General features: G+C 69.8%; 22 protein-coding genes and 1 pseudogene. 16 read left to right on the forward strand and 7 right to left on the reverse strand.

Annotation, left to right across the window (positions count from 1 at the left end):
* Positions 1-300: 300 nt before the first annotated feature.
* Positions 301-465, forward strand: a pseudogene (locus ACY34I_RS36870) (site-specific integrase); the annotation flags it as partial.
* 425 nt (positions 466-890) lie between these two features.
* On the opposite strand, the gene ACY34I_RS36875 reads toward ACY34I_RS36870, so the two are convergent.
* Positions 891-1,655 (reverse strand): IclR family transcriptional regulator, encoded by a 765-nt coding sequence (locus ACY34I_RS36875; protein WP_462759781.1) that lies wholly within the window; start codon positions 1,653-1,655, stop codon positions 891-893.
* 70 nt (positions 1,656-1,725) lie between these two features.
* Between ACY34I_RS36875 and pcaH the strand changes: the two genes are divergently transcribed.
* The 4 genes from pcaH to pcaDC are packed head-to-tail and all read left to right on the forward strand — an operon-like array spanning position 1,726 to position 5,328.
* Entirely contained in the window at positions 1,726-2,502 is a 777-nt protein-coding gene (gene pcaH, locus ACY34I_RS36880) for a protocatechuate 3,4-dioxygenase subunit beta (protein ID WP_462759782.1), read from the forward strand.
* Positions 2,499-3,035, forward strand: a complete 537-nt coding sequence (gene pcaG, locus ACY34I_RS36885) for a protocatechuate 3,4-dioxygenase subunit alpha (RefSeq protein WP_462759783.1) — start codon at positions 2,499-2,501, stop codon at positions 3,033-3,035. Before pcaH ends, pcaG begins: the two co-directional genes overlap by 4 nt.
* Positions 3,028-4,200, forward strand: a complete 1,173-nt coding sequence (locus ACY34I_RS36890; protein WP_462759784.1) for a lyase family protein — start codon at positions 3,028-3,030, stop codon at positions 4,198-4,200. The genes pcaG and ACY34I_RS36890 overlap by 8 nt, the downstream gene beginning before the upstream one ends.
* Entirely contained in the window at positions 4,201-5,328 is a 1,128-nt protein-coding gene (gene pcaDC / locus ACY34I_RS36895; RefSeq protein ID WP_462759785.1) for a bifunctional 3-oxoadipate enol-lactonase/4-carboxymuconolactone decarboxylase PcaDC, read from the forward strand.
* Positions 5,329-5,439: 111 nt separating this feature from the next.
* On the opposite strand, the gene ACY34I_RS36900 is transcribed toward pcaDC, so the two are convergent.
* On the reverse strand, positions 5,440-6,321 hold the full coding sequence (locus tag ACY34I_RS36900; RefSeq protein ID WP_462759786.1) for a LysR substrate-binding domain-containing protein: 882 nt from the start codon (positions 6,319-6,321) through the stop codon (positions 5,440-5,442).
* 71 nt (positions 6,322-6,392) lie between these two features.
* On the opposite strand from ACY34I_RS36900, the gene ACY34I_RS36905 reads away from it, so the two are divergent.
* The 7 genes from ACY34I_RS36905 (at position 6,393) to ACY34I_RS36935 (ending at position 12,698) form a co-directional block, all read left to right on the forward strand.
* On the forward strand, positions 6,393-7,595 hold the full coding sequence (locus ACY34I_RS36905; protein ID WP_462759787.1) for a thiolase family protein: 1,203 nt from the start codon (positions 6,393-6,395) through the stop codon (positions 7,593-7,595).
* Positions 7,592-8,287 (forward strand): 3-oxoacid CoA-transferase subunit A, encoded by a 696-nt coding sequence (locus ACY34I_RS36910; protein WP_462759788.1) that lies wholly within the window; start codon positions 7,592-7,594, stop codon positions 8,285-8,287. The genes ACY34I_RS36905 and ACY34I_RS36910 overlap by 4 nt, the downstream gene beginning before the upstream one ends.
* Positions 8,287-8,916 carry a 3-oxoacid CoA-transferase subunit B gene (locus ACY34I_RS36915; protein WP_462759789.1) on the forward strand — a complete coding sequence of 210 codons (630 nt, stop codon included), beginning with the start codon at positions 8,287-8,289 and terminating at the stop codon, positions 8,914-8,916. The genes ACY34I_RS36910 and ACY34I_RS36915 overlap by 1 nt, the downstream gene beginning before the upstream one ends.
* Before the next feature lie 138 nt (positions 8,917-9,054).
* On the forward strand, positions 9,055-9,261 hold the full coding sequence (locus tag ACY34I_RS36920) for a hypothetical protein (RefSeq protein WP_462759790.1): 207 nt from the start codon (positions 9,055-9,057) through the stop codon (positions 9,259-9,261).
* A gap of 274 nt (positions 9,262-9,535) precedes the next feature.
* Positions 9,536-11,113, forward strand: coding sequence for a tripartite tricarboxylate transporter permease (locus tag ACY34I_RS36925; protein WP_462759791.1), 1,578 nt, complete (start codon positions 9,536-9,538; stop codon positions 11,111-11,113).
* Complete coding sequence (locus ACY34I_RS36930; protein ID WP_462759792.1) at positions 11,113-11,628, forward strand: tripartite tricarboxylate transporter TctB family protein; 516 nt, start codon at positions 11,113-11,115, stop codon at positions 11,626-11,628. Before ACY34I_RS36925 ends, ACY34I_RS36930 begins: the two co-directional genes overlap by 1 nt.
* A 47-nt stretch (positions 11,629-11,675) precedes the next feature.
* On the forward strand, positions 11,676-12,698 hold the full coding sequence (locus ACY34I_RS36935) for a Bug family tripartite tricarboxylate transporter substrate binding protein (protein WP_462759793.1): 1,023 nt from the start codon (positions 11,676-11,678) through the stop codon (positions 12,696-12,698).
* A 94-nt stretch (positions 12,699-12,792) separates the two neighbouring features.
* Here ACY34I_RS36935 and ACY34I_RS36940 read toward each other — a convergent pair whose 3' ends face one another.
* From ACY34I_RS36940 to ACY34I_RS36960, 5 genes are all read right to left on the reverse strand, one after another.
* The gene (locus ACY34I_RS36940) at positions 12,793-13,632 is read right to left on the reverse strand and encodes an IclR family transcriptional regulator (RefSeq protein ID WP_462759794.1); all 840 of its coding nucleotides are present in this window, start codon (positions 13,630-13,632) and stop codon (positions 12,793-12,795) included.
* A gap of 88 nt (positions 13,633-13,720) precedes the next feature.
* Positions 13,721-14,296 carry a 3-phenylpropionate/cinnamic acid dioxygenase subunit beta gene (locus tag ACY34I_RS36945; RefSeq protein WP_462759795.1) on the reverse strand — a complete coding sequence of 192 codons (576 nt, stop codon included), beginning with the start codon at positions 14,294-14,296 and terminating at the stop codon, positions 13,721-13,723.
* A complete protein-coding gene (locus ACY34I_RS36950; RefSeq protein ID WP_462759796.1) occupies positions 14,293-15,744 on the reverse strand; it encodes an aromatic ring-hydroxylating oxygenase subunit alpha in 1,452 nt (483 codons plus the stop codon). Before ACY34I_RS36950 ends, ACY34I_RS36945 begins: the two co-directional genes overlap by 4 nt.
* Before the next feature lie 42 nt (positions 15,745-15,786).
* Positions 15,787-17,040: an NAD(P)/FAD-dependent oxidoreductase gene (locus ACY34I_RS36955; RefSeq protein ID WP_462759797.1), complete on the reverse strand. Its 1,254-nt coding sequence runs from the start codon at positions 17,038-17,040 to the stop codon at positions 15,787-15,789.
* On the reverse strand, positions 17,037-17,234 hold the full coding sequence (locus tag ACY34I_RS36960) for a ferredoxin (protein WP_462759798.1): 198 nt from the start codon (positions 17,232-17,234) through the stop codon (positions 17,037-17,039). The genes ACY34I_RS36955 and ACY34I_RS36960 overlap by 4 nt, the downstream gene beginning before the upstream one ends.
* A gap of 40 nt (positions 17,235-17,274) precedes the next feature.
* On the opposite strand from ACY34I_RS36960, the gene ACY34I_RS36965 reads away from it, so the two are divergent.
* The 4 genes from ACY34I_RS36965 (at position 17,275) to phtC (ending at position 20,932) form a co-directional block, all read left to right on the forward strand.
* Positions 17,275-18,435 (forward strand): MFS transporter, encoded by a 1,161-nt coding sequence (locus ACY34I_RS36965; protein ID WP_462759799.1) that lies wholly within the window; start codon positions 17,275-17,277, stop codon positions 18,433-18,435.
* Between the two features lie 25 nt (positions 18,436-18,460).
* Complete coding sequence (locus ACY34I_RS36970) at positions 18,461-19,186, forward strand: FadR/GntR family transcriptional regulator (RefSeq protein WP_462759800.1); 726 nt, start codon at positions 18,461-18,463, stop codon at positions 19,184-19,186.
* 94 nt (positions 19,187-19,280) lie between these two features.
* On the forward strand, positions 19,281-20,150 hold the full coding sequence (locus ACY34I_RS36975; protein WP_462759801.1) for an NAD(P)-dependent oxidoreductase: 870 nt from the start codon (positions 19,281-19,283) through the stop codon (positions 20,148-20,150).
* Positions 20,144-20,932, forward strand: coding sequence for a 3,4-dihydroxyphthalate decarboxylase (gene phtC / locus ACY34I_RS36980; RefSeq protein ID WP_462759802.1), 789 nt, complete (start codon positions 20,144-20,146; stop codon positions 20,930-20,932). Before ACY34I_RS36975 ends, phtC begins: the two co-directional genes overlap by 7 nt.
* Positions 20,933-21,667 lie beyond the last annotated feature (735 nt).

The following is a 21,667-nucleotide window of genomic DNA, read 5'->3' on the forward strand; positions in this document are numbered from 1 at the left end:
AAGCTCGCCGCGACGGTTACGGTCCCACCTTTTCGCATGTAGGTGCGACGGGCGGCGGGCTCGGGACGACGGCCAAGCCGCCTGTTCACGTGGAGGGCGAATGGCGACCATCGAGAAGCGGCCATACCAGGGCGGCAAGGAATCCGCTGGCGGGTGAAGTGGCGGACCGGCGGCAGCGGCCCATGGGACGGCCGCCAGTTCGAGCGCAACGGCGACGCGAAGCGCTTCAAGGCGCTCGTGGAGGCCAACGGGCACACGATGCCGCCGCCGGAGCAACTGATCGAGCACGGGTTCGGTCACATGGTGCCGGCCGGCGTGGCCGCGCCGGCGCCGGAGCCAACCGAGGAACGGCTGACGTTCCGCGCGTACGCCGAGGAGCGGCTGAGCCAGCTGGTGAAGCCGCACCCGGAGACGGTGCGCAAGTACCGGGAGCGCCTGGAGAAGCACGTCTACCCGCGGATCGGGGACCGGCCGATCGCCGAGATCAGCCGGCGGGAGATGCGCGAGTGGCAGCAGTGCCTGCGCGACGCCGGGCTCTCGGCGAAGACGATCGCCAACATCTGGGGCGAGAGCGTGGTGCCGATCTTCAAGGCGGCGTGCCGGCCCGGCGAAGACGAGGAGCCGGCCGTGCGGACGTACAACCCGATGGACGGGCTGCCGCTGCCGAAAGGGCCGCGCGCCGAGCGGGACATCCTGGAGCGCCCGACGAGGCCCGGCTGTTCCTCGAGGCGGCCTACGCGGTCGACCCGGAGGCAGCGCGGTCATGCCCTTCAGACGGCCGAACCGAATATTCGAGCCGCACAGGCTGGTCGACGCCGTCCCAGCGCTGCTGCGCACCGCCGCGCAGATCGGCGCCGACCCGCACCCCCAGCCACCTCGCTTGAGCGGCGTCACCGCGGCGAGCGCCCCGCCAGGCTGCGCGAGATCCCCTGCGCGGCGACGCGCAGGGCGGCCACGAGCCGACCGCGGGTGCGGCGTAAGTCGCCCACCACCACCGCCACCGAGGCGACCACCGTGCCGTCCACCTCGACCGGCACGGCCACCGAGCAGGCGCCGAGGGTCATCTCCTCCTGGGTGGTCGCGTAGCCCTCGGCCACCACCCGCGCGAGCTCGCGCTCGAGCCGCACCGGCTGAGTGATCGTGTGCCGGGTGAAGGGCCGCATCGGCGCGGCCAGTACCGCCGCCCGGACCTCCTCGGGGGCGTGGGCGAGCAGCACCTTGCCGACGCCGGTGCAGTAGAGCGGCAGTCGGGAGCCGACGGTGCTGACGATCGGGACCGAGGAGTTGCCGCGAACGGTGTCGACGTAGAGCACCCGGGTCTGATCGCGGACGGCGATGTGGCCGGTCGCCAGCGTCGCGCCGTAGAGGTCGTGCAGGAACGGCGAGGCGGTCTCGCGCAGGCCGGTCTGCACGGGGGCGAGCAGGCCGAGGTTCCACAGCCGCTGGCCGACGGTGTAGCGTCCGGCCGCGTCGCGACGCAGCGCCCCCCACTCGACCAGCTCGCCGAGCAGCCGGTGCGCGGTCGCGGTGGCCAGGCCGGCGCGCTCGGCGATCTGGGTCAAGGTCAGGGCGCGGTGGGTGGCGTCGAAGGCCCCGAGGATGGCCAGCACGCGGGAGGCCACGGTGGTCCCGGGCGACCCGGTGTTGCCGGCCATGGCACTGGTCCTTTCACTGAGCGGAAACGTGCTCTGGCGAGGGTAGCGCGGGCATGCCTACGTTGCGGCCATGAGCATCACCCAGCAGGAGATCTCCGCCGAGATCGCCGACCTCGCCGCGCAGCCGGGCGCAGGGGAGGGTCCGCAGCCGCGGATCGACTACCCGCCGTACCGCTCGAGCATCCTGCGCCACCCCACCAAGGACCCCCGCCACGCGGATCCCGAGACGATCGAGCTCACCTCACCCTGCTTCGGCCACCGTGACGTCCACCCGCTCGAGGCCGACCTCACCCTCGGCGCGCACGCCGGCTGGAACTCCGCGATCTCCGGTGAGCCGATCGGCGAGCGGATCACCGTCTCCGGCAAGATCCTGGACGGCGACGGCCGCCCGGTCGCCGGCCAACTCGTCGAGATCTGGCAGGCCAACGCCGCCGGCCGCTACATCCACAAGAACGAGCAGCACGCGGCCCCGCTCGACCCCAACTTCACCGGTGTCGGCCGCTGCCTGACCGGTACCGACGGGTCCTACTCGTTCACCACCATCAAGCCTGGCCCCTACCCGTGGGGCAACCACCGCAACGCGTGGCGGCCGGCGCACATCCACTTCTCGCTCTTCGGGCAGGCCTTCACCCAGCGGCTCGTGACGCAGATGTACTTCTCGGGCGACCCGCTCTTCGCGCTCGACCCGATCTACCAGGCGATCACCGACGAGAAGGCCCGTAACGCGCTCGTGGCGACCTACGACCACGACCTGACCGTGCCCGACCACAGCATGGGCTTCCGGTGGGACATCGTCCTGACCGGCGCGCAGCGCACCTGGACGGAGCCCGAGGAGGCAGACCAGTGATCACCCCCGGACAGACCGTCGGCCCGTTCTTCGGACAGGCCCTGCCCTACGAGGGCGACAGCGAGCTCGTGCCTGCGGGCCGCGGCGACGCCATCCGCCTGCACGGTTTCGTGTACGACGGCGCCGGCGAGGTCATCCCCGACGCGCTCATCGAGATCTGGCAAGCCGACGCCTCCGGCGCGGTCTCTCGCGAGACCGGGTCGCTGCACCGCGACGGCTGGACCTTCACCGGCTGGGGCCGCGCCTCGTGCGACCGCACCGGCGAGTTCTCCTTCACGACCGTCCTCCCGGGGGCGACCGAGGAGGGCAAGGCCCCCTTCTTCGCTGTCGTCGTCTTCGCCCGCGGCCTGCTGGACCGGCTCTTCACCCGGATCTACCTGCCCGACCACCCGGCGAACGCCGCCGACCCGCTTCTCTGCTCGCTCTCCGAGGAGGAGCGCGCGACGCTGGTCGCGACGGCCGACGCGACCGGCCTTCGGTTCGACATCCGCCTCCAGGGTGAGCGCGAGACAGTCTTCCTGCGCCATGGCTGACCTGCTCTGGCCGGGTGACCACCGGGCCGGCTCCGTCTTCACCGACGCCATGTTCCTCGAGGCGATGGTGGCGACCGAGCAGGCATGGCTCGACGCCCTCGCCGGCGCCGGGGTCGCCCCGGAGTCGGTGGCGCTCTCCGGCATGGTCGGCGCCGCCGACGTCGCCCGGCTCGCCGAGGGCGCCGAGGCGGGCGGCAACCCGGTCATCGCGCTCGTCACGCTACTGCGCACCCGCTCCGGGTCAGCCTGGGTGCACCGCGGCCTAACCTCGCAGGACGTCGTCGACACCGCGCTGGTGCTCTGCCTGCGCGCCGCCCTCGTCGGAGTGCGCGCCGACGTCGAGCGGCAGGCGCGGGCGGCGGCCCGGCTCGCCGACGCCCACCGAGCCACCGTGACGGTGGGCCGCACGCTCACCCAGCACGCGGTGCCGACGACCTTCGGGCTCAAGGCGGCCGTGTGGCTGCAGGGCCTGTGCGCGGCCGGCGCGCGACTCGACCGGTGCCCACCGCTGCCGGTGCAGATCGGCGGTGCGGCCGGCACCCTGGCCGCGCCTGTCGAGCTGGCCGGCTCGGTCGAGGTCGCCCAGGCCGTCGTCGCCAACGCCGCCCAGCGGCTCGGCCTGGCCGCGGCGACGCCGTGGCACACCGAGCGGTCGGCCGTCACCGAGTACGCCGACGCGCTGGTCGCCCTCGCCGACGTCTGGGGCCGCATCGGCGCCGACGTCGCACTGCTCTCGCGCCCCGAGATCGGGGAGCTGCGCGAGGCGGCCGGCGGCGGCTCGTCGACGATGCCCGGCAAGGCCAATCCGGTGCTCTCGGTCCAGCTGCGCCGGCACGGGCTCGCCGCGCCGGGGCTGGCCGCGACCCTGCACGTGGCGGCGGCGTCCTACACCGACGAACGGCCCGACGGGGCCTGGCATGCGGAGTGGGACGCGCTGCGCACCCTCGGCAGGCGCAGTGTCGTCGCCGCGTCACAGGCCGCGGAGCTGCTCGACGGCCTGGTTGTCGACGCCGACCGGATGACCGCCCGCGCGGCGGAGGTCGACGAGACGCTGCGGGCCGAGCAGCGCAGCATGGGCGGCTCCGAGCCGCCGTACCTCGGCGCGAACGACCAGATCATCGACGCCGTCCTCGACCGGGCGCGCACCGTGTGGAAGGAGCTCTGAATGGAGCTGACCCTCGTCCGACTCGCCGGCACCGAGGAGCTGCCCACGCTCGTGGTCGGCCCCTCGCTCGGCACCTCGGTGACCGCGCTGTGGGGTGAGGTCGCCGGGCTGCTCAGCGACCGCTTCCACGTGGTCGGCTGGGAGCTGCCCGGCCATGGCCGCGGCGCGGCCGCCACCTCGCCGTTCACCCTGGCCGAGCTCGCCGAGGCGGTGCTGTCGGCGGTCGACAAGACGCTCGGGCCGGTCCGCTTCGCCTACGCCGGCGACTCGGTCGGCGGCGCGGTCGGCCTCGAGCTCGCGCTGGCCGCACCCGCGCGGCTGGTCGCGGTCGCTGCGATCTGCACCGGCGCCAAGATCGGGACGCCCGAGGGCTGGCAGGAGCGGGCCGCGCTGGTCCGCGCCTCCGGTACGCCGGTCATGGTCGAGGGCTCGGCGAAGCGCTGGTTCGCGCCCGGCTTCCTCAAGCGGCGCCCGGAGATCGGGACCGCCCTGCTCGGGTCGCTGCAGGACGCCGACGCGGCGAGCTATGCCCTGGTGTGCGAGGCCCTGGCGTCGTACGACGTCCGCAACCGGCTCACCTCGGTCGCGGTGCCGCTGCTGGCCGTCGCCGGCAGCCTCGACGAGCCGACCCCGGCCGCGCTGCTGCGCGCCGACGCCGCTGCGGTGCCCGGGTCGCGCTTCGTCGAGCTCGACGGGGTCGCCCACCTGGCGCCAGCCGAGGCGCCGAACGCAGTCGCCAGCCTGCTCGCGGACCTCCTCGGCGACCCGCGCCACGCCGCCGGGATGGTGGTCCGGCGCTCGGTGCTCGGCGACGCACACGTGGACCGGGCGATCGCCGGCACGACGGACGTGAACCGCGACTACCAGGACCTGATCACCCGCTACGCCTGGGGATCCATCTGGACCCGGCCCGGGCTGGCCCGCCGCGACCGGTCGATCGCCGTCCTCACCGCGCTGGTCGCCGGCCGCCACTTCGAGGAGCTGGAGTTCCACCTGCGGGCCGCGCTGACCAACGGCCTGGCCCGCGAGGAGATCGTCGAGGTCCTCCTCCAGTCCGCGGTCTACGTCGGCGTCCCCGCGGCCAACACCGCCTTCGCCGTCGCCAACCGCATCCTCAACGAGGCCTGACTCCCCTCCGCCGATTCCCGGTTGTGGTCAGCCGGTACGACCGTCGGAAGGCGGAGCAGCCACAACCCGCAACTCGGCCAACCATAAGGGCGGGACTCGGGGGGCTAACAGTCAGACGACGCGGCGGATGACGTCGATGGTGCGCAGCAGGTGGGGCTCGGCGGCGTCGGCGCGGTAGGCGACGGCGAGCTCCACGGTGGCGACAGGGCGGGTTAGCGGGCGGTAGGCCACGCCCTCCAGCGCGAGGGCGGTGACGGGTTCGGGGACGATCGCGACACCCAGGCCGCCGGCGACCAGGGTGACCAGGGTCGAGGTCTCGCCGACCTCGTGCCGGATGTGCGGGGTGACACCGGCGTCGTGCAGGAGACGGAGCACGACGTCGTACATCGTCGAGCGGCGGTCGGCCGAGTGCACGATCAGGTCGGCGTCCTGCAGGTCGGCCGCGCGCACCTGCCGGCGTGCGGCGAGCGGGTGCTCCTCGGGCAGCGCGACGACGAGCCGGTCACGGCGCAGCGGGGCGACGGCGAGGGCGAGGTCGGCGACCGGCGGCCGCAGCAGCGCGACGTCGATCGCCCCGGACCGCAGCGCCTCCACCTGGTCTGGCACCAGCATATCGCCGCGGAAGGAGAAGTCGACCCCGGGCAGCTCCGCCGCGAGACCGCGAGAGAGCGCCGGCAGCAGACTGTACGTCGCCGAGCCGACGCAGCCGATCGCCAGATGCCCCACCGCGCCGGCCGCGACGCGGCGCGCCTCGTGAGCCGCCGCGTCCACCTCGGCGAGCACCGCCCGGGCGCGGGCCAGGTAGGCCGTGCCGGCCTCGGTGAGGTCGACGCGCCGGGTGGTCCGCTGCAGCAGCTGGACGCCGAGCTCGGACTCGAGCTGGCGGATCGCCTGCGAGAGCGGCGGCTGGGCCATGTGCAGCCGGCTGGCCGCGCGGCCGAAGTGCCGCTCCTCGGCGACGGTGACGAAGTAGCGCAGGTGGCGGAGTTCCATAGGCGGCACGTCTTAATCGGTGCGGATATTGGTACTTCATCATATCATCACCAAGGCTTAGCGTCGTCACCGTGAGTGCATACGTCTACAGCGCGGTCCGGACACCCTTCGGACGCTTCAACGGTTCCCTCGCCGGGGTGCGCCCCGACGACCTGGCCGCCGGCGTGATCGGCGCGCTGCTCGAGAAGGCCCCCGGCCTCGACCGCGCCGCAGTCGACGAGGTCGTCTGGGGCAACGCCAACGGCGCCGGGGAGGAGAACCGCAACGTCGGCCGGATGGCCGCCCTGCTTGGTGGCCTGCCGACCAGCGTCGCCGCCACGACCGTCAACCGGCTCTGCGGCTCGTCCCTCGACGCCGCGATCATCGGCTCGCGCCAGATCGAGACCGGCGACGCCGACGTCGTCCTGGTCGGTGGCGTCGAGTCGATGACCCGTGCCCCGTGGGTGCTCCCGAAGCCGGCTAAGGGCTTCCCGGCCGGCGACGTCACCGCCGTCTCGACCACGCTCGGCTGGCGCCTGGTCAACCCGCGCATGCCGACGGAGTGGACGGTCAGCCTCGGTGAGGCCAACGAGCAGCTCTGCGAGAAGTACGGCGTCAGCCGCGAGCGGCAGGACGAGTTCTCGGTCCGCTCGCACCTGCTCGCCGCGAAGGCCTGGGACGAGGGCTTCTTCGACGATCTCGTCAGCCCGGTCGAGGGGCTGACCCGCGACGAGGGCGTCCGTCCGGACTCGTCGCTGGAGAAGCTCGCCGGTCTCAAGCCCAGCTTCCGCACGCCGGAGCAGGGCGGCACGATCACGGCAGGCAACGCCTCCCCGCTCAGCGACGGCGCCTCCGCCATGCTGCTCGGCTCCGAGTCCGCGGCGGCCACGATCGGGCTCGACCCGATCGCCCGGATCGCCGGCCGCGGCGCCTTTGCGCTGGAGCCGCAGGCCTTCGGCTACGCCCCCGTCGAGGCCGCCAACATCGCGCTGCGCCGGGCCGGGATCGGCTGGGACCAGGTCGGTGCCATCGAGCTCAACGAGGCCTTCGCCGTGCAGTCCCTGGTCTGCGTGGACTCCTGGCTCCAGCAGGGCCTCAAGGACGCCGAGCTGGTCAACGTCAAGGGCGGCGCGATCGCTATCGGCCATCCCCTCGGGGCCAGCGGGGGCCGCATCCTCGGCACGCTCGCCAAGGTGCTCCGCGAGCGCGGCGAGCGCTGGGGCGTCGCGGCGATCTGCATCGGGGTCGGGCAGGGACTGGCCGTCGTACTCGAGAACACGGAGGTGGGGAAGTGAGCCGTGCAGCGATCCTGGAGAGCGCCGACGAGGCCGTCGCCGGCATCGAGGACGGCAGCACTGTCCTCGTCGGCGGCTTCGGCTTCGCCGGGATGCCCTTCGACCTGATCGACGGGTTGATCCGGCAGGGCGCGAATGACCTCACCATCGTCAGCAACAACGCCGGCAACGGCGAGGTCGGCCTGGCCGCGCTGCTCAAGGCCGGCCGGGTGCGCAAGGTCGTCTGCTCCTTCCCGCGGCAGAGCGACTCCTACGTCTTCGACGAGCTCTACCGCGCGGGCAAGATCGAGCTCGAGGTCGTCCCGCAGGGCAACCTCGCCGAGCGGATGCGCGCGGCCGGCGCCGGCATCGGCGCCTTCTTCTGCCCGACCGCGGTCGGCACGCCGCTGGCCGAGGGCAAGGAGACGCGCACCATCCACGGGCGCGACTACGTGCTCGAGTATCCGATCAAGGGCGACTACGCCCTCATCTCGGCGCTGCGCGCCGACGAGATGGGCAACCTCGTCTACCGCAAGACCGCCCGCAACTTCGGGCCGGTCATGGCCACCGCGGCCGCCACCACGATCGTCCAGGTCGGCGAGGTTGTCCCTACCGGCACGATCGACCCGGAGGTCGTCGTCACGCCCAGCATCTACGTCGACCGGATCGTCGCGGTCGAGGCCCGTCACTACACCGTCCAGGGAGCGCGCTGATGTCCCTCACCCCCGACGAGCTCGCCGCCGTCGTCGCCCGCGACATCCCGGCCGGCTCCTACGTCAACCTCGGCATCGGCCAGCCCACGAAGGTCGCCGACCACCTGCCCGCCGGGTCGGGCATCGTGCTGCACACCGAGAACGGCATGCTCCACATGGGGCCGGCCGCGGTCGGCGACGCGATCGACCCGTACCTGACCAACGCCGGCAAGGTGCCGGTCACCGAGCTGCCCGGGGCGTCGTACTTCCACCACGCCGACTCCTTCGCGATGATGCGCGGCGGCCACCTCGACGTCTGCGTGCTCGGCGCCTTCCAGGTCTCGGCCACCGGCGACCTGGCCAACTGGCACACCGGCGCGCCCGACGCCATCCCCGCCGTCGGCGGCGCGATGGACCTCGCCATCGGCGCCAAGCAGGTCTTCGTGATGATGACCCTCTTCGACAAGCAGGGCCGCTCGAAGCTGGTGCCCGCGTGCACCTACCCGCTGACCGGCGTCGGCTGCGTGAGCCGGGTCTACACCGACGTGGCGGTCTTCGACCTCGGCCCGGAGGGTGCGCGCGTGCGCGAGACCTTCGGGATCTCCGTCGAGGAGCTCGGCTCGCGCGTCGAGGTCCAGCTGCTGGGGTAGGAGACGCGCCCTCCCACCGTCTGGCAGGCTGTCGGGCATGGAGGCCTGAGCAGCCGATCCGTCTGGCCGTCGTCAGCCGGCAGGCGGTGGTCGCCCGCGGCTTGACCGCGATTTGGCCGACTATCCCACCGGATCACCATGGTCGCGCTCGCCAGCGTCTTCGCCCGGGCGCAGGGCGTCGACGTCGTCCTCGACGACAGCCACGGCCTGCACCGGGCCGACGGCAGCGACCTGGACCACCTGATCCAGCGGACCGACGCGAAGGTGCTCATCTTCGGTCGCGACATGCGCCCCCGACCTGCGCCCGCGCGATCGCCCGGGGCGCCGACGGCTGGGTCTCGATGAGCAAGCACGGACCAGCGACGGCCGGCAGCGGCGCAGGAGCGGAAGCTCCTGCACCCCCCAGTCGTTCATCGATGCCTCGCTTGAACCCGATCTTCTTGCCGAAGCCGTGGCCAGGCTTGACCTCCACGACCTCACCCGGACGGCTCGTGCGGACAAGTCTGCGGGTGACCTTCGCTCGACGAGTAGCCGAGCAATGGGGTGACCATTGACACACCCGGCATCCGTGGTTAGGGTCAGAAAAGTTTTCTGGAAGACGAAAAACGTAGGGATGCCCATGGCAGACGCTCTTCTCCAAGGACTACTCGAGGTCCTGACACCGCAGTCGCTGTTGATGATGGTCATCGGCGTCGCGCTCGGCTTCGTTGTCGGCATCCTGCCGGGCCTCGGTGGTGCGGTGACGTTGGCGCTCCTGCTGCCCTTCACCTTCTCCATGGACCCCGTCCCGGCGTTCGCCCTGCTGCTGGGCATGTACGTCGTTGCCGCGACTGCCGGCGACATCACCTCCGTGCTCTTCGGAGTGCCCGGAGAGGCGTCCTCGGCCGCGGTCGTGCTCGACGGATATCCGATGACGCGGCGTGGACGGGCCGGGCGCGCGCTCGGCGCCGTGCTAACGAGCTCGGGCATCGGAGCACTCTTCGGGGCCGTAGTGCTCGTGCTCCTCATTCCGGTGATCCGTCCGATCATCCTCAAGATCGGACCGCCCGAGTTCTTCGCTCTCGCGGTCCTCGGCCTGACGTTCGTCGTGACGCTGTCGTCGGGCAAGCTACTCAAGGGCGGCTTGGCCTGCCTCTTCGGCATCCTGGTCTCGCTCGTCGGCCTGGACCCGGCCACCGGTGCTCCGCGCTTCACCTTCGGAATCCTCGAACTGTGGGACGGCATCAGCATCGTCCCTGTGGTGATCGGCCTCTTCGGTGGAGCTGAGGTCCTTCAGCTGATGATGCAGAAGGGGAGTGTCGCCTCGACGAACTCCACCTCGGCCTCGGCCTCGGCCTCGGTCTCCGGTGTCGGCGCGGGCGTTCGGGACGCTCTGCGGCGCTGGCCGCTCGCCGTGCGCTCCGGCGCGATCGGCACGGGGCTCAGCCTGGTGCCCGGAATGGGTGGCTCGGTGGCTCAGTTCGTCGCGTACGGGCACGCCAAGTCGGTGTCGAAGAACCCGGAGGAGTTCGGCAAGGGGTCGGTCGAGGGTGTCATCGCCGCCGGTGCTACAGGCGTCGCCAAGGACTGCGGTTCGTTGATCCCGACGGTGGCCTTCGGGATTCCCGGATCCGCCTCCAGTGCTGTGCTGTTGAGCGCGTTCCTGATCCTCGGGCTCGACCCGGGCAAGGAGATGCTGACCACCCAGCTCCACGTCACGATGTCGATGGTCTGGATCGCCTTGCTGGCCACCGTCCTTGCGATCGGTGCGGCGTTGGCACTCGTCCGCCCCCTCGCCAAGCTCACCTACGTCTCCGGCCCGCTGCTGATTCCGTTCCTGTTGCTGCTCCTCTCGATCGGCGCCTTCACGGAGAACAGCAGCTGGACCGACATCCTCGTGATGCTCGGATTCGTCGTCGTGGGTGTGGCATGCATCCGATGGGACTGGCCGCGAGTGCCCCTCCTCCTCGGCTTCGTCCTGGGCGAGATCCTCGAGCGTTACATCTTCCTGTCGGACTCCCTCTTCGGGTCCAGTTGGATCACCCGGCCGGCCGTCCTGGCAATCGCTGCCTGCATCGTCGCGATCCTCGGCAGCCACTTCGTCCGTGAACGGCGTGCAGGACGGCGCCTGCGGTCGGCGGCGGCCGCATCGGCTTCCCGGGTCGCCACGCCTGACTCTGCCGAGCACCGTTCCATGGACCACGAGGGAGCCCGCTAATGGCCACGACCTCTGTCGCCCCGACGCCTGCCCGGCGGATTCGCGTCGCCGACCTGATCGGCGGAGTCCTTCTGGCCGTCATCATGGGTGGCGCCTTCATCCTGACCCGCGGCTGGGACCACGACGCAGCGGTGTTCCCACGGGGCGTCAGCCTGGGTGGGGCCGCGCTCGGCGTCGTGCTCGCCGTGGGCTCACTGATCAACACCCGCGAGATCCCCGCCGTGCCGCACGAACTGGAGACTCCGGATGAGCAGCTCGAGTATGTGTTCCACACCGCCACCGCGCGGCGGTGGCTGGTCACCGTCGGCTGGTTTGTCGGCTTCTTCGTGTCGCTGTACGTCCTCGGCCTCTACCCCACGGCGATCGTCTACACCGTCGTCTACCTCCGAACCCAGGACAAGCGGTCCTGGGTTTTCTCGGGCATCTACGCACTTGTTCTGACGGGCGTTCTGTACCTCGCCTTCAGTGTCGTCCTCACCCAGCAGGTTCCGGCCGGCTTCTTCGGGCTGGCGTGAGGCTATACCGCACGGCCCCGCGGGTCGGCTACACGAGAGAGAAAGAGATGAAGAAACTCCGCATTGCGGCCCTCGCCGTCATCCCAGTGCTGGCCGCCGCCGGTTGCCAGGCCCAGGGAGCGACCAGCAAGGCGTCAGGCAACTTCAAGGGCGAGACGATCAACCTCGTCGTTCCGTTCGACCCAGGCGGCGGCTACGACTCCTACGCCCGCCAGCTCGCACCCGCGCTCGGCAAGGAACTGGGCGCGAAGGTCGTCGTCATCAACAAGCCGGGCGCCGGCGGACTGCTCGCCATGAACGAGCTCACCTCCGCGAAGCCCGACGGCACGACGATCGAGATCCTCAACATGACCGGTGCCGTGGGTAGCGCCCTGGCCGGTGCCAACGGCGTCAAGTACAAGCCTCAGGACTTCAGCTACGTCGGCCAGATCGCCAGCGAGCCCGATGTCGTCATCGCCGCAAAGAACGGCGCCATCAAGTCGTACGACGACCTGGTAGCGGCCGCGGCCAAGGGTAAGCTCCGGACCGCCGCGACGGGCCCTGGCTCGAACGAGTACGTCGACCCCCTGGTCCTCGACAAGGCTCTGGGGATCAAGAACAAGATCGTTACCGGCTTCGCCGGCTCGGGTGAGGCCGCGCTCTCGCTGCTCCAGGGCCACGTCGACGCATACTCGCGCTCCCTGGGCAGCCAACTCCCGACGATCAAAAGCGGTGACGGCGTTCCGATCCTCGTGCTCGGCAGCTCGCCCGTGAAGGAGTTCCCCAACGTGCCGACGATGCTCGACGTCGCTGGCGACGCCGCCTCGAAGGAACTCGTCGGGTTCCACGCACGCCTGCTCGAAAGCGGCCGCACCATCGCTGCGCCGCCGAAGACGGACAAGGCTCGGCTCGAGGAGCTGCGCAAGGCCTTCGACAAGGTGGTGCAGGCCCCGGAGTTCGTCGCCGAAGGCGACAAGGCCGGCCGGCCCATCGTGTACAAGTCGGGCGAGGACGTCGCGAAGTCCGTCGACGAGTTGATGAGTGCCCCTCAGACCTACGTCGACATCCTCAAGGCGGCCTATCAGGGCTGACCGAGTTCCCACCACCGATTTACCGACAACTGCGGCCCGGGCGATGCCCGGGCCGCAGTTGCATTCAGGAGCGGTACTCGCAAGCCCCCGCGCGTCAGACGGTTCCCAGGGCGGCGCCGAGCTCATCCGCGGCCGCTTGCAGGGCCGCGACGACTTCGCGCTGACGCCTCTTCGGCATCCTGCCCGCGGGTGCCGATGCGTTGATAGCTGCGACCGTCAGCCCGCGCCGGTTCTCGACCGAGACCGCCACCGAGATCACGTCGTCATCGCGGTGGTTGAGGGCGAAGCCCGCCGCCCGCACACCCGCGAGTTCCTCCTTCAGATCGGCGATCTCCATTGGTGACAGCGGCCCGCCAGCGGTCCCGGCTGCGCCAGCGAGTACCTCGGTCAGCTGAGGCGGCGTCAGGCCGGCAAGGATCACCTTGCCGGTGGCCGTGAGGTGGGCAGGGAAGAGCTGTCCCGTGCGGTCTGCGACCCTCAGCGGTCGGCTCGACTCGGCCCCCGCGAGGTAGCGGATGTGCCCGCCCTCGAGCTGAGCGAGATGAACCGTCTCGTCGATGTGCTCTGCCAGTTTGGCGAGGATGGGCTGTGCGAGGCCGCGGAGGTCGAGGCTGCGTACGGCGCCGTAGCCGATCTCGAGCAGTGCGGGACCCGCGGTGTAGACGCCGCGCCCGCCCTGCTGGTGTACGAACTCGTAGTGCATCAACATCGCGAGAAGGCGGTGGGCCGTCGAGGGGGACACGCCGAGTTTCGTCGCGACGTCGGAGAGACGAAGCTGCTGCTGGTCGCGGAAGACCAACAGCAGCCGAAGGGCGTTTTCGACCGATGAGATCGGGTAAGTCGGCTTCTTCGCGAGCTCGGAGTTCGGGTCGCCGGCGGGTCTGCGATTCTTTTCGGCCAACGGAAGTTCTTTCTGCTGGGCGGTGGTTCCCATTATAGGCACGAACGTGCATCAGGGCCGGGGCGGTGAGGCCGCTCCGGCCCTGATGCACGTCGAAATGCTGAGTGTTGCCGAGTGGTCGTCAGATGAAGATCGACAGGTTCTTCGCCATAAGCACGGACTGGTCGAGGAGCAGAGTCCTTCGCACCAGCTTCCAGTCGTCTCCGTCTTGCCGGAGTACGTCGCGGCGCCTGCCGACCAGGATGTCGGTCTCGTCCGACACGCGGTTCCGGTAGACCAGGAACCTGCTGGAGACCTGGACCTCGGGCAACGCGACCCGAGTGAGGCGGAGGTTGGTGACGAGGTGCGACACGCGCGAGACCGGCTCCTCGGCCCAGTGGACGCCGGTGAGAAGCTGGGTCACCCGAAGCTCAACGGTTGACTTGGGCTCGTCGAACCAGCAGACCTCGGCGCCCACCTTGGTGTCCTCGTTGCTGGCCACGTCGGTGAACGGCACGTTCATGCGCAATGGAACCGAGTACTGGTAGTCGTCGGCGAGCATGTCGAGCCACTCGGTGTAGCGGCGCTCGTCGAGCAGGTCTGCCTCGCGGTAGAGGAAGTCGCTCACCTCGGCGAGCAGGTCGCGAAGCTGGGACTTCGACAGGCCGGACTGGTTGACGAGTTGGGGCGTGCCCTCGTGCTCGCTCAGGGGGCTCATTCGGTGTCCTCCTTCGCTGCGGCCGCCGCAGCCTCTCGCTCTCGGATCCGCTCGACCCGGTGGTCGACGGATGCGAGTTCGGTGAGCTCGTCCTGGGTCAGGTTGTCGACGTACTCGGTCCAGCGTTGGTAGAAGGCGCGGGCGTTGACCTCGCCGGCGATCGCGTGGTCGGAGTGCACGGCGCGGTCGAGGTCGCTCGGCTGCTCGCGGTCGAGCCCCTGCTGGTAGTTGTACGGGAAGCGACGGGCAACGACACCGAGGCTGGCCTGGGTGGCGTAGTCCCAGTTCTCCATGTCGTCCTGCTCCGTCATGCCCGCCGGCCCGCCATAGCGCATGTAGTACTGGCGGAGCCATTCGCGAACGAAGTCCGGTGCGTCCCTGTCAACGAGGAACCAACGCCACACCTCGGTCTCGGTGGCGCTGATCGGGTGCGCCACCAGGATCGAGCGGGGGAACCCAGCCGCGAACGACATGTTGGGGAAGAGCGTGGCCGGTCCGCGGCCGCCCAGCGGTCGACCCTCGGCCCGGAGCTTCTCGGCCCGTTTGTCCCACGCCTTCTCGAAGTACTCGGTCAGCTCGGGCTCGGCGAACTCCGGATAGGGGAGCTCGTAGTCGAGGTTGTCGGAGGCGCCGTGGCCCAGTCGGAACGACGTCTTCATGCGGCCCTTGGAGAATCCACCCTGGTTCTGCCGTTCGCCGTGCCGGCGCTTGCCCTTGCCGCCGGGGCCGATGCCGACCGCCTCCACCGAGGCGTGCGTCGAGGCGCCGTGGTACGTGTCGCCGAGGAAGTTCTCCGAGACGAACTTCCAGTTGGACTTGATCCGCCACTTGAGGACGCCGTGGAAGACCTCGGTCCCGCCTTCCGTGCCGTCGAAGGCGTCGGCCAGGTTGTCCAGCCACCAGTGGAAGTCGCCGACGTAGTCGAGGAAGTCCGGGGCCTCGGTGTCCCAGGTCGCGAAGATCAGGCCCTTGTAGTCATAGACCCGCGGGCAGCGGACGAGGCCCCACTTGGCCTTGTCCAACTGGCCCTGATAGGCGGACTTCATGTGGGGGACGCCGTGCAGGTCGCCGGGAACGTCGACGAGCGAGCCGTCGATGCTGTAGGACCACGCGTGGTAGGGGCAGGTGAACTGCAGGGTGTTGCCCTCGTCGTACCGGCACACCTTCATCCCGCGGTGGCGGCAGGAGTTGAGCAGGACGTACACCTGGCCCTTGTCGTCCCGGGTCAGCAGGACGGGGTCGGAGCCCATCCACGAGCTGAAGTAGTCACCGGGGTTGGGAACTTGCGAGGCGTGCCCGACGAAGAGCCAGGCTCGAGGGAACAGGTTCTCCAGCTCCTGCTTGTGGATCGCCTCGTCGACGAAGATCTCGCGACTGATCTCGCCGCGCTTCACGTCGACGAGGTCGGCGACCCGACGATGAGTCGGGCGCGTTCCTTCGATGGTCATGGGATGTCCTTTCTCTACGGGTCTGTCCAGGTCGGGTGTCGGTCAGCTGCGGACGGGCCGGGTGCGGTCGGCGAGATCGGCAAGCACCGCAGTCAGGTCCTCGACCGAAGACCCGGACTCCCAGGCCTTCCTGCATGAGGCGATTGCACGCGGCCACCCGAGCGTGACGGCGGCGGCGAGACGGCCCGCGTTCTCATAGAGCGCGACCGTGCGCTCGACCCCAGAGGTCTCGAAGCGGTGGACGGAGACCGAGGTGGCCTCGGCCGGCCGGCCCACCATTTGGATCTTGCTGCCGAACTGGTCGGACCAGAAGTAAGGCGCCTTCAGCGGCTCCGGGACAGCGACCGGGTCGACGATCTGCCGGGCAACGACATGAGCCTGCTCCACGGCGTTGGTCCAGTGCTCGACGCGGTAGTCCTTGTTGGTCGACGGGTCGACCTGGCGGGCGACGTCGCCGATGGCGTAGACGCCCTCCGCATGGGGGCCGAAGCCGTTGGCGAGCACGGCGCACCCGGCGTCGACGAAAACGCCGTCCTCGATCTTCAGCCCTGAGCCCTCGAGCCACTCGGTGTTGGGAACGGCGCCGATCCCGACGACGACTGTCGCCCCCTCCAGCACACCGCCGTCTGCCAACCGGACCAGGGTCTGGTCGCCGGACTTCTCGATCTTGCTCACGGCAGCCTCGGTGACCAGGTTGACCCCGTTGGCCTGATGCAGGTCGGTGAGCAGCCCGCCGACCTCGGCGCCGAGTGCGCGCGCGAACGGGGTGGCGAGCGCCTCGGTCATCGTGACCTCGGTCCCAAGGCTGCGGAAGGACGACGCGATCTCCGCGCCGATGAAGCCGGCACCGACGACCACCACCGGGCCGAGCTGAGCGCGGGCCGCGAGCGCGCGCGAGTCGCGCAGCTCGCGGACGGTGAAGACGCTGTCGAGCTCGTTGAGCTCGGGCGAGAGCGTCCGAGGGCGGACTCCGGTCGCGATGACGAGGGCGTCGTACTCGAGCTCGTCGCCGTCAGCGAGATTCACCACCATCGAGTCGATGTCCAGGCTCGTGGCGCGCACGCCGAGCCGCGCCTTGGTGTCGATCGCGCCCCAGCCCCCCTCGCCGAGCAGCGAGATCTCCGCCTCCGTCTGGGTGCCCAGCAGCAGTTGCTTGGAGAGCGGCGGCTTGTCATACGGCTGCTCGCTCTCGTCGCCGACGACGGTGATGTCGCCGTCGTAGCCGAGCCGGCGGAGCTCCTGTGCCGTCCGGACGCCGCCGATGGAGGCGCCCACGATCACGACGTGATCGCTCACTGGCCGGCCTCCAGCCGGATCGCGGCGACCGGGCAACTTCGAATCGCTTCCTCGGTCGTGGCCAGGTCGTCGTCGCTGACGGTCTCCTCGAGTACGACGACCAGCCCGTCGTCGTCGAGGTCGAAGTGCTTCGCGTCGAGGGCAACGCAGTTGCCGTAGCCCTGGCACTTGCCCAGATCGCTCGTGACTCTCATTGCTTGATCCCAACTAGGTTAATGGAGGTACCATTACGCTATGGGTAAGATGGGCATGCGTCAACGGCCGCGACTCGAAGACACCTACGCCGGCGCGAGCGGTGCGCTGTTCTCGTTCGCCATGGGGCTGTCTGCGGTGGCGATCCCGCTGTTGGCACTGAACTCGGGGTTCAGCGCCGGTGAGGTTGGCGTACTGATCGCGGCCTCGGCGTGTGCGCAACTGGGCGTCCGCACGGTGATGGGCAGCCTCATGCGTCGTGTTGCCGACAAGCACTTCGTCAGCGCGGCCGGTCTCCTCATGGCGCTGTCCTGTGCGACGTTGCTGCTGTCCTCGAGTGCCTGGATGTTCGTCGTCTCCCAGCTGGCACAGGGCGCGGCGCGAGGCGTCTTCTGGACGGGAGCGCAGACGCATGTGGTTCGCACGAGTTCGTCGGCGGTCGCCGCCATTGCGCGCGTGAATCTGGCGTCGGGCGTCGGCCAGATCGCCGGCCCGTTCCTTGCGGGACCGATGATCGAGCACTATTCAGCCGCCTGGGCGCTCGGGTGTGCGACTGTCGTCGGCTTACTCGTCGTCATCCCGTCCTCGCTGATGGTGAGGCTCGAACCGATGAGGCCGACGCGGAAACCCAGGAGAGCCTCGGTCGCCGTGTGGCGCCAACCCGGAGTAGGAATCGCAAGCTGGGCCGGTGCGGTGGCCGGAAGCTGGCGCGCGATGATGAACTCGTACGTCCCGGTCGTGCTCGCCCAGGCCGGCCACGGTGCGGCGGCGATCGGTCTGGTCTCGGGCATCGCCAACGCGACATCGATCGGCGGCAGCGCGGCCGCCGGATGGATCAAGGTAGAACGGCTGCGGGCCTTCCTGGTCTCAGGGATCGTGGCATCCGGCGTCGGCCTCGCCCTCTTCGGTGCCTTCGCGGGACATGTGGCATTCGCGACCGTGTCGCTCGCCGTGGCCGGGGTCGGCGCCGGGCTGCTGCAGACGGCCGGCCCGGCGGTCGCCAGTGAGACAGTCGCTCCCGAGGAGCGCGGTGAAGCGATCGCGACGGCCGGCACCTACCGTGCGGCCGCCCTGCTCCTCGCGCCGCTCGGGGTTGCCGGTCTGGTCAGCGTGCTCGCGACGGCGGCCGGCGTCACGCTCCTGGGCGTTGTCATGGCGGGACCGGTGCTATTCCTGCGCGGTCGCATGAGCCCGATCGACTAGGATCGAGGACCAGCAAAGGAGTGCCGTGACCGCAGACATCGACGTACCCGACGGCCCTGGCCCGATCGTCTTCGAGCCGGTGGCGAACGTCCGCATTTCGGGGACCATCGTCGAGCAGATCCGTGCACGAATCCGTTCCGGTGAGCTGCCGGTCGGTGCGCGCCTCCCGTCCGAGCGCGCGCTGTGTGAGCAGTTCGGCGTCAGTCGGCGTACCGTTCGCGAAGCCTTCCGAATGCTCGAGGCGACCGGGCACATCACGATCAAGCTCGGCAAGGAGGGCGGCGCCTTCGTGACGTCGCCTTCGCCGTCGCTGGTCGGCGAAGGCCTCACTGACCTGCTGAGTACGGCGCTGCTCTCGCCCACGGACGTGACGGAGATCCGCGCGATCATCGAGGTCGCCTACCTCCCGCTGGTCTGTGCTCGTGCGACTGAGGCTGACATCGATCGGCTGCGAGCCTTGTGCGACGTCCACGAGGCCGCCCGTAAGAGCGGCTCATACACCGTCGAGATGTCGCTGGACTTCCACCGGGCCCTCGCCGAGTGCACGCACAACGCGGCGGCCACCCTCCTCCTGGACGCCATGCGCGACTCCATCCTCAAGTCCCTGCAGGCGGCCCATCACGTCGGCACCTCGGGAGTGGACGAGCATCGCCGCATCGTCGATGCGATCGCCTCGCGCGATCTCGCGGCAGCGACTGCGGAGATGACCGCGCACGTCGACCGCACCGTCAGGGCCACCGCGGCACGGTGATTTCCGCGCACTGACACGATCGGCCATTGCCGGTCGGGCTTGACCCTGTGTACTCTCCACAGCAGAAAAGTTTTCTGCAGGGCAGGATTTTGACGTGGAAGTTGCGATCATCGGCCTGGGCCGGATGGGTCTGTCGGTGGCGCACGCGATGGTCCAGGCGGGCGTTTCCGTCGGCGGCTTCGACGTGTCGCCTGCCGCGCACGAACGTGCTGCACAGGCTGGCGTTCGCATGTATGACGATCTTGCTGGCGCGGCATCGCTCAGCGAACTGGTCATCACCTCGCTGCCGACGGTGGCAGCAGCGCGGGACGTCGTCTTCGAGCTTGGCAACCTGATGCCTTCCGGGTCGCTGGTCGTTGAGACGTCCTCGTGTGCTCCCGCATTCGCGCGGGCGGCGGGAGAGCGCCTGGGCGCCCGTGGGGTCCGGTTCGTCGACTGCCCGGTCAGTGGCAAGCCGCCTGCGATGACCATGCTCGTCGGAGGACCGCCTGGGGTGCTCGGCGGCGCCGAGGAGGTGCTGGGGGTCGCAGTGCGAACCATGGTCCACCTCGGCAGGCTGGGCGCCGGCTACGGCGTCAAGCTCCTGCAGCAGTACATCAAGTACGCCCGCTTCCTGGTTGCGGCCGAGGCGTTGACGTTCGCCCAAAGCGAGGGCCTGGACGTGCCCGAGACGGTCCGCGCGCTCTCGGCTGGCACGGGGGCGCTGCCCGGGCTGGCGACCGCGGAGGAGCACTTCCTCGGCGACGCCAAGGCAGTCGCGTCGCACGCTCCGGTGACGACGATCGTGAAGGATATCGAGCTGACTCGTGCGATGTTCCGCGACGCCGGCTTCGACAGCCCGTCCTTCCTCGCTCTCAGCGAGTTCTTCCTCGCTGCCGGCGCCGCCGGCCTGCAGGAACGCCCATATCCAGAGGTCATCAACCTCCTCTCAGACCTCCGGTTCACGCAGGGAGAGCCATGCTGAACGATGCCGAACTGACCGACACGCGCGCAGATGCGGCATTGCTGCGGCACGAAATCGCGACCGCCTGCCGGATCGCCGCCTTCCGCGGTCTCTGCGAGGACGTGCTCGGGCACATCAGCAGCCGCCACGAGGAGGGCCTCCTCGTGCGATGCCGCGGCCCGCAGGAGCGGGGACTGTTGTTCACCGCGACCGACGACGTCCGACAGACCACGTACGACGGCTCGCTGCTCGAACCGGCCGACGGGGTCGCGGTGCCGAACGAGATCCATATCCACACCGAGATCCTCAAGGCAAGGCCCGACGTCGAGGTCGTGCTGCACGCACACCCGCCCGCGCTCGTCGCGCTCGACATGGTCGGACTCGAGCTGGCGCCCGTTGTCGGCGCCTACAACATCCCGGCCGCGCGCATGGCGCGAGACGGCATCCCCACCTACCCCCGTAGCGTCCTGGTGAACACCCCGGAGCTCGGGCGTGAGCTCGTCGCTGCACTAGGGAACAAGGACGCCTGCGTGCTTCGCGGGCACGGGATCGTCACCACGGGTCAGACGGTCCAGCAGGCGCTGAGCCGGGCACTCAACTTGGACGCACTCGCCCGCATGATCCTTCGCGCTGCAAGCGCGGGTCAGGTGCCCACCGGCCTGCCGGACGCCGACCTCGACCAGTTGCCTGACCTGGGATCGGGATTCAACGACGAGCAGATCTGGCGCTTCCAAGTGTCGGCTCTGGCATTGGCGGGCCTCGCAATGCCAGAGCACGGTTCACCTCCCGCGACGTCACCCTGATCCGCACCTAAAGCCCGAGGTGACACCACCGGCGCAGGCCAGAGTTCGATGAGATACCTATCGACCACTTCGTCGGCGAACTCGCCCTGCACGCCGGCGTCCCGACCCGCGGCCGACACTCTCAGACGGTATTGCCCTGGCGGCACGGCGAGCGACCCGCCGGACTCGCCCGCCCAGGTCGACCATCGCATGGCACGACCTGGGGGCAGGCCGAACGATGCCTCGACGACGTCTTCCCAGCCGGCACTTGCTCTTGGTTCGGAGGCCTCCAGCACGATGCGTACGGCGGAACCGCCTGACCGACGGGCAAGCATGATCACGACGTTGTCGGGGACCGCTGCACCGACGAGCCCATTCTGTTGATCTTTGAAGAATCGGTCAGCGTCGCCGTCCCAGATCGCTTCGCCCCACTCCAACGTCAGCTGACCGTAGTCGGTGTACACGACTTGGCTGAGCAGTTCTTCGCTCATGGCGGCCCAGCCTAGGCCCGGGGCCTACGAACTCAGGTCCCAACATCCGCATCCGGCGCGATCCGCGCTACGCAGCGTCACGCCGAGATGGCCCGGTGGCCTTCCGTGCCGATGAGCGGGAGTCTGGTCGGAACCGCTCAGACGACATCCGTGCCCGCCTCCCCCGATGACGATCACGTAAGGTCGGGCCATGATCGAATCGCAACGCGAAGCCGTGCCGCGCAACGACGGCGGCGAGCTCGACACCGCCCTCGCCTTCTTGTCG

The organism is Micromonospora sp. RTBAU3-60 (genome assembly GCF_054963695.1).

Bases quoted from the DNA above. Each gene is read 5' to 3' on its own strand.
- ACY34I_RS36930 (WP_462759792.1), top strand. From the start codon at position 11,113: ATGGCCACGACCTCTGTCGCCCCGACGCCTGCCCGGCGGATTCGCGTC.
- ACY34I_RS36965 (WP_462759799.1), top strand. From the start codon at position 17,275: ATGGGTAAGATGGGCATGCGTCAACGGCCGCGACTCGAAGACACCTAC.
- ACY34I_RS36940 (WP_462759794.1), bottom strand. From the start codon at position 13,632: ATGGGAACCACCGCCCAGCAGAAAGAACTTCCGTTGGCCGAAAAGAAT.
- ACY34I_RS36915 (WP_462759789.1), top strand. From the start codon at position 8,287: ATGTCCCTCACCCCCGACGAGCTCGCCGCCGTCGTCGCCCGCGACATC.
- ACY34I_RS36935 (WP_462759793.1), top strand. From the start codon at position 11,676: ATGAAGAAACTCCGCATTGCGGCCCTCGCCGTCATCCCAGTGCTGGCC.
- ACY34I_RS36900 (WP_462759786.1), bottom strand. From the start codon at position 6,321: ATGGAACTCCGCCACCTGCGCTACTTCGTCACCGTCGCCGAGGAGCGG.
- ACY34I_RS36925 (WP_462759791.1), top strand. From the start codon at position 9,536: ATGGCAGACGCTCTTCTCCAAGGACTACTCGAGGTCCTGACACCGCAG.
- pcaH (WP_462759782.1), top strand. From the start codon at position 1,726: ATGAGCATCACCCAGCAGGAGATCTCCGCCGAGATCGCCGACCTCGCC.
- ACY34I_RS36945 (WP_462759795.1), bottom strand. From the start codon at position 14,296: ATGAGCCCCCTGAGCGAGCACGAGGGCACGCCCCAACTCGTCAACCAG.
- ACY34I_RS36920 (WP_462759790.1), top strand. From the start codon at position 9,055: ATGGTCGCGCTCGCCAGCGTCTTCGCCCGGGCGCAGGGCGTCGACGTC.
- pcaDC (WP_462759785.1), top strand. From the start codon at position 4,201: ATGGAGCTGACCCTCGTCCGACTCGCCGGCACCGAGGAGCTGCCCACG.
- ACY34I_RS36950 (WP_462759796.1), bottom strand. From the start codon at position 15,744: ATGACCATCGAAGGAACGCGCCCGACTCATCGTCGGGTCGCCGACCTC.
- phtC (WP_462759802.1), top strand. From the start codon at position 20,144: ATGCTGAACGATGCCGAACTGACCGACACGCGCGCAGATGCGGCATTG.
- ACY34I_RS36890 (WP_462759784.1), top strand. From the start codon at position 3,028: ATGGCTGACCTGCTCTGGCCGGGTGACCACCGGGCCGGCTCCGTCTTC.
- ACY34I_RS36960 (WP_462759798.1), bottom strand. From the start codon at position 17,234: ATGAGAGTCACGAGCGATCTGGGCAAGTGCCAGGGCTACGGCAACTGC.
- ACY34I_RS36875 (WP_462759781.1), bottom strand. From the start codon at position 1,655: ATGGCCGGCAACACCGGGTCGCCCGGGACCACCGTGGCCTCCCGCGTG.